Origin of the sequence: Mesorhizobium sp. M7A.F.Ca.ET.027.03.2.1 (assembly GCF_003999175.1) — a bacterium.
In the GTDB taxonomy this organism is placed as follows: domain Bacteria; phylum Pseudomonadota; class Alphaproteobacteria; order Rhizobiales; family Rhizobiaceae; genus Mesorhizobium.
In genome coordinates this window covers 1-1,171 of sequence record NZ_RZOM01001433.1, presented here as the reverse complement: position 1 = coordinate 1,171, position 1,171 = coordinate 1, and the positions used below count along the sequence as shown (strand labels likewise).

Annotated in this window: 1 protein-coding gene; it reads right to left on the bottom strand. The window is 71.3% G+C overall.

Annotation, left to right across the window (positions count from 1 at the left end; all coding sequences use genetic code 11):
• Nucleotides 1-1,171, bottom strand: a 1,171-nt coding sequence (locus tag EN750_RS35355; RefSeq protein ID WP_281062377.1) for a helicase-related protein, incomplete at both ends; no start/stop codon positions are given.

Genomic DNA, 1,171 nt, shown 5'->3' with positions numbered 1-1,171 from the left:
GTGCTGGCGCGCCGCATCGAGGACGTCGCGGTCGGCGTCAGCACCGATTGGCGGCGGCAGCATGCGCTCGGCAAGCGTGATGGCGCCAAGGCGCACGGTTTCGCGGACGCGCACGGCGCGCTTGTCGCGGTCGAAGCTCGTTTCACGGCGGACCTCGATCCTGTCCGCCAGCGCGGCGCGGACATCGTCCTCGCCAATCGCTGCCGCCGCCGTGATGCGCGCATTCTGTGCCTTGCCCTGCAGGTCGGCGACGACCAGAAACGGCTCGCCCGCCAGCGGATCGGCGGCGTCGAGCATGGCGCCGGAGCCGTTGGCCAGCACGAAACGGCCACGCTCGCCGCGCGCCTTCGCCACCCGATCCGGCCAGGCGTGGACGAGCAGGGGACCGGCTGCCGCAGCTTCGCTGCCCTTCGCCTCGCCAGCCTGCCTCGCCAGCCGTTCGGCGAGCTGCTTGGCGGCTGTAGCGCGTGGCGATTTTTCCCCGCGAAAACGCATCAGCCGCCGCTCCAGATCGGCGCCGTCGCCACCAAGGCCGCGTTCGGTGAGCAGCACGGCAAGCATCGCCGCCTCGAAGGCATGGCCGCTGCCGGCTGCCTCGGCAACCATGTGCGCCAACCGCACCGGCAGGGCGAGCTTGCGCATCGCTGCACCCGCGTCCGTCAGGCGCCCCATGTCGTCGATGGCATCCAGCGCGCGTAGTAGCCCCCTTGCCTCATTAAGGGCCGGAACAGGCGGCGGATCGAGAAAAGCGAGCCCTGCCGGATCGGCAACGCCGAAGGCAGCGCAATCGAGCAGCAGTCCGGACAGATCGGCCTCAAGGATTTCCGGCGGCGCGAAGGCGGGGAGTGCAGCCGTCTGCTCGGCCCGCCACAACCGGATGGCGACGCCTGGCTGCGTGCGCCCGGCACGGCCGGCGCGCTGGTCGGCGGAAGCCTTGCTGACGCGCACGGTCTCCAACCGGGTGAGGCCGCTGGCCGGCTCATAGCGCGGCAGCCGCGACAGGCCCGAATCGATGACGACGCGCACGCCGTCGATGGTGATCGAGGTTTCGGCGATCGAGGTGGCCAGCACCACCTTGCGGCGGCCGGCCGGCGGCGGCTTGATCGCCGCGTCCTGCGCCTTGCCGTCGAGCATGCCGTAGAGCGGGACGATGTCGGTATCGGTGCCGACC